Source organism: Conexibacter stalactiti, from assembly GCF_033542075.1.
Taxonomy (GTDB): Bacteria; Actinomycetota; Thermoleophilia; order Solirubrobacterales; family Solirubrobacteraceae; genus Conexibacter; species Conexibacter stalactiti.
On the sequence record NZ_JAWSTH010000188.1, the window covers coordinates 1 to 4,604 of the forward strand.

Sequence of the window (4,604 nt, forward strand, 5' to 3'; positions counted from 1 at the left end):
CCCACTGCTCGCCGCGTGCCCGCCGCCCGCCGCGCGCACATCTGCTGGCGCCTCCCCGCGCTCGCCCCCGGCCGCACCCACCACGTCACGCTGCTCGCACAGGCGCGCGCCGCCACCGGCCGCGTCGTCAACATCGCCGTCGCCGACGCCGGCAACACGCGCGCGGTCCGCGCCGCGCGCGCCGTCGCGGTCGCGGGCGCCGCCCGCCCGCCGGCCTACACCGGCAGCGCCGGCTCCGCCAGATCCGCCGGCGGGATCGCGAAGTTCTGGTCGAAGCGGTTGCCGGGGTCGTAGCGGGCCTTGAGGCGGCGCAGTCGTGCGAGCGTCTCGCCGGGGAAGGCGTCGTGGAGCCGTTCGGGCCGCGGATCGCTGTCGAAGCTGAGGTAGAGGCCGTCGGTGTGCGGCGCGATCAGCGCGTCCCAGCGCTCGTCGAGCAGGCGGCGGCTGCCGCCGACCGCGTTGAGCGAGAAGCTCTGCGTGCGATGGGCGTAGGCGGTCGCCAGCGGGTCGAGGTCGTTGACGGCACCGCCGACGGCGCGCAGCTGCTGCATCGGCGCGACGCCGGAGGCGGCGAGACCGAAGATCGCCTCGGCCGCCTGCGGCGTGACGTGGTGCAGCAGCCCGGCGCGGAAGGCGGGCGCGGCGCCGCCGCCGGTGTGCTGGCCGCCGTGCGCCGGAACGACCGCTGGATACGGCAGCAGGTGGGCCTGCTGGTCGAGCAGCGGGCCGATGCTCAGCAGCGGCGTGAGCGCGTCGGTCGCGGCGCCGACGTCGTCGCCGGCCCACAGCGTGTGCAGCTGCACCACCGGCGCGTCGCGCCGCTGCGCGTAGAGCCCGAGGAAGCTCGTCAGCTCGCGCGGGGCGGCTTCGACGACCGCGCCCCAGCGCTCCAGCAGCGACGCGCTGGCCTCGAACGCCATCGTCGAGAAGACGACCTCGCCGAGCGGCGCGGCCTCCAGCTCGATCGCCGTCACGACGCCGAAGTTCGCACCGGCGCCGCGGACGGCCCAGAAGAGGTCGGGGTGATGGTCGGCGTCGGCGCGCACGAGCGTGCCGTCGGCGAGCACCAGCTCGGCGGCGACGACGCGGTCGATCGTCAGCCCGTGCTTGCGCGCCATGAAGCCGATCCCGCCGGTCGTCGCGAGCCCGCCGACGCCGACGTCGCCGTAGTCGCCGGAGCTGATCGCGAGGCCGTGCGGCGCGAGCGCCTGCGCGACCTCGCCCCAGCGCGCGCCGGGGCCGAGCCGCACGCGGCCGCTGGCCGGGTCGAGCAGCTCGATCGCGTTCAGCGCGCCGACGTCGAGCACGATCCCGCCGTCGTTGGTCGAGCGGCCGCTGATGCCGTGACCGCCGCTGCGGATCGCCAGCGGCACCGCCTGCTCGCGCGCGTAGGCGAGCGCCGCCTGCACGTCGGCGGCGTCGCGCGCACGCAGCACGAGGCCCGGCGAGCCGCCGCGGATGTAGGTCGAGCGGACGGCCGCGTAGTCGCGGTCGCCGGGCTCGACCGCCTGCGCGGCGAGCGTCGCGGGAAGCGCGTCGTAGTCGATGCCCTCACGCCGGAGGGCCAGCGCTTTTGGGCCGCGGATCACCGTCCCCGTCTCGGTGCCGGCGGCTCTGCGCTCGCGCGCGACCGCCTCGCGCAGCGCCGGCGCGACCTCCTGCCCGAACCGCTCGATCGTGCGCGCGTCGTCGGCGGCGAGGATGAAGGTCGAGAAGCCGTGGTCGAGCACGAGCGCGAGCAGCTGCTCGACCCACTGCCGCGGCGGTCCCTGCAGCAGGCCGGAGGCGCTGTCGCTGAACGCGCCGCTGATGTTGAGCAGGCGGCGCACCTCGCGCGGGTCGCGGCCGGCGGCGCTCGCGGCCGCGTCGATCGCCGCGTTGGCGGGCGCGAACTGGTCGGGCGGCAGGTAGGAGAGCGACGGCAGCCAGCCGTCGGCCTTGCCGCCGGTCAGTCGCAGCATGCGCGGCTTGTAGGCGCCGAGCCAGATCGAGATGTCGTGCGCCGGCGCCGGGCCGCGCTTGGCGCCGTGGACGCGATGGTGCTCGCCGTCGACGCGCACGCCGCCGCGCTCGGAGACGTCCCAGATCGCGCGGATCACGTCGATCGCCTCCGACAGCGCGTCGACCGACTGGCCGGGCGTCAGCCGTCTGCCGCCCATCGCCTCGATCCCGTCCCAGAAGGCGCCGGCGCCGAGCCCCAGCTCGACGCGGCCGCCCGACAGCAGGTCGAGGCTGGCGGCGGCGCGCGCGATCACCGCGGGCGGGCGCAGTGGCAGGTTGAGCACGTTGGCGGAGACGCGCAGCCGCTCGGTCTTGGCGGCGACCCACGACAGCAGCGTCCAGGTGTCGAGGAAGGCCGGCTGGTAGGGGTGGTCCTGGAAGGTCGCGAGGTCGAGGCCGGCGCGCTCGGTCACCTGCGCGAGCGCGACGACCTCCTCGGGCCGTTGGTTCTGGGGTGTGATGAACGTGCCGAAGGCGAGTTCGTGACCGTAGTCGGCCATGGCTGGGTTCCTTCCTTTGCGCCGCTGCGCGACGCACCTGATCTCATAGTCGCTTCTAAAATACTAGCGACTTCGCCACGGCTAGAATCGAGCGGGTGGCGACCGATTCCCCGCACACCGCCGAGGCGTGCATCACCTCTTCGGGGGCGCTGGCGCGCGCCTTCAGATTTCTCGGCAAGCGCTGGAACGCCGTCGTCCTCGGTCACCTCAGCGGCGGTGCCGCCGGCTTCCGCGAGCTCTCGCGCGGTCTCGACGGGATCAGCGACTCGGTCCTCTCCGACCGTCTCTCCGACCTCGTCGCGGGCGGCCTGATCACGCGCACCGTCGATGCCGGGCCGCCGGTCGCCGTCTCGTACGCGCTGACGGAGCGCGGCCGCGCGCTGATGCCCGCGCTCGAGCAGATCTCCCGCTGGGCGCAGGAGAACCTGCCGGCCGACGGCTGCTGAGCGCGCGGCCGCACTCCGGCGCGCCCTTCGGGCCGAGCCTGCCGAGAGCTACGCTCGAAGAGGCGAGGCCGCCATGGAACGCACAGCCCTCACCTCCGCGGACCGCGAGCAGGAGATCCTCGTGCTCGGCCGCCGGCTCGCCGGCGGGGGCCGCCCGCTGCGCCACGTCGCGCACGACCGCGGCATGGCGCTCGCCGCGCGCGATCCGCAGGTGCGCGCCGCGCTCTTCCGCCTCGTCGACGTCGCGCCGGCCTGCGCCGGGCCGGCCGAGCTGGCCGCCCACCTCGACGGCTTCCTCAGTCAGGTGCGGCAGCGCACGCCGCTCGTGCGCTCAGCCCAACGTGCCGCGAGCGCGCCCGCGCTGCGCGGCGCGACCGGCCGTGTCGCCGCCGCTGCCGTGCACGGCATGGCGCGCCGCTTCATCGCCGGCGAGAGCCCCGCGCAGGCGACACGTGAGCTGCGGCGCCTGTGGAGCGGCGGCGCCGCCGTCTCGGTCGACCTGCTCGGCGAGGCGACGGTCACGCGCGCCGAGGGGCGCGCCTACGCCGCTCGCTGCGACGAGGCGCTGCGCGCGCTCGCCGTCGCGGCGGCGACGTGGCCGCCGCGGCCGCTGCTGGAGGCCGACGCGATCGGCCCGCTGCCGCGCGTCAACCTGTCGGTGAAGGTGACGGCGCTGACGCCGCTGGTGCGCGCAGAGGCGCCGGAGCGCGGCCGCGCCGACGCCGCGCCGCACCTGCGCGCGCTGCTGCGCCGCGCCCGCGAGCTGGGCGCCCACGTGCAGATCGACATGGAGTCGCTCGACGCGCGCGAGCTGGTGCTCGAGCTGGCGCTGGAGCTGCTGTCGGAGCCGGAGTTCGCGGCCGGGCCGTCGGCGGGGATCGTGTTGCAGGCCTACCTCGTCGACGCCGAGCAGACGCTCGACCGCGTGCTCGACTGGGCACGCGCGAGCGACCGCGCGCCGCCGCTGACGATCCGGCTCGTGAAGGGTGCCTACTGGGACCACGAGACGATCGAGGCCGAGCAGCACGGCTGGCCGCCGCCGGTGTGGACCGAGAAGGCGGAGAGCGACCGCTGCTTCGAGCGGCTCACCTGCCGTCTCGTCGACGCCTTCCCGCTCGTGCGCCCCGCGATCGGCTCGCACAACCTGCGCTCGGTCGCGCACGCGATCGTCGCCGCCCGCCACGCCGGCTTGCGGCCCGCGGACATCGAGCTGCAGGTGCTGCGCGGCCTCGGCGACGACCTCGCGCACGCGGTCGCGGCGGAGGGGCTGCGGCCGCGCGTCTACGCACCGGTCGGCGACCTGCTCGCCGGGATGGCCTACCTCGTGCGCCGGCTGCTGGAGAACAGCTCCAACGACTCCTTCCTCGCCAGCCGCACCACCGGCACCGACCTCGACCGACTGTTGAGGGCGCCATGAGCTTTTGCAACGAGCCGCTGCTGGAGCTGCGCCGCGCGCCGCAGCGCGAGCGCCTGACGGCGGCGCTCGCCGCGCTCGACGCGACGCTGCCGTGGGAGGTGCCGGTGATCGTCGGGGGCGAGCGGCGGGCGCCCGGCGCCGAGGCGCTCGCGTCGGTCGATCCGGGCGCGCCGGAGTGGGTCGTCGCGCGCGCCGCGGTCGCGCGTGAGGCGGAGGTCGAGCAGGCCGTCGCGCGCGCCG

4 protein-coding genes and 1 pseudogene are annotated in these 4,604 nt (G+C 75.9%); 4 read left to right on the plus strand and 1 reads right to left on the minus strand.

Annotated features, from left to right (window positions below; translation table 11 throughout):
* Positions 1 to 294, plus strand: a 294-nt coding sequence (locus tag R7226_RS30945; protein ID WP_318601401.1) for a hypothetical protein, incomplete at its 5' end; no start/stop codon positions are given.
* On the opposite strand, the gene R7226_RS30950 is transcribed toward R7226_RS30945, so the two are convergent.
* The gene (locus tag R7226_RS30950; protein ID WP_318601402.1) at positions 216 to 2,501 is read right to left on the minus strand and encodes an LLM class flavin-dependent oxidoreductase; all 2,286 of its coding nucleotides are present in this window, start codon (positions 2,499 to 2,501) and stop codon (positions 216 to 218) included. The two genes, R7226_RS30945 and R7226_RS30950, sit on opposite strands and share 79 nt — an antisense overlap.
* A 95-nt stretch (positions 2,502 to 2,596) precedes the next feature.
* Here R7226_RS30950 and R7226_RS30955 point away from each other — a divergent pair, with 95 nt between their 5' ends.
* The 3 genes and pseudogenes from R7226_RS30955 to R7226_RS30965 form a co-directional block, all read left to right on the plus strand.
* Positions 2,597 to 2,947, plus strand: a complete 351-nt coding sequence (locus R7226_RS30955) for a winged helix-turn-helix transcriptional regulator (RefSeq protein ID WP_318601403.1) — start codon at positions 2,597 to 2,599, stop codon at positions 2,945 to 2,947.
* Positions 2,948 to 3,020: 73 nt separating this feature from the next.
* Entirely contained in the window at positions 3,021 to 4,364 is a 1,344-nt protein-coding gene (locus tag R7226_RS30960) for a proline dehydrogenase family protein (RefSeq protein ID WP_318601404.1), read from the plus strand.
* Positions 4,361 to 4,604, plus strand: a pseudogene (locus R7226_RS30965) (L-glutamate gamma-semialdehyde dehydrogenase); the annotation flags it as partial. The gene R7226_RS30960 and the pseudogene R7226_RS30965, both read left to right, overlap by 4 nt.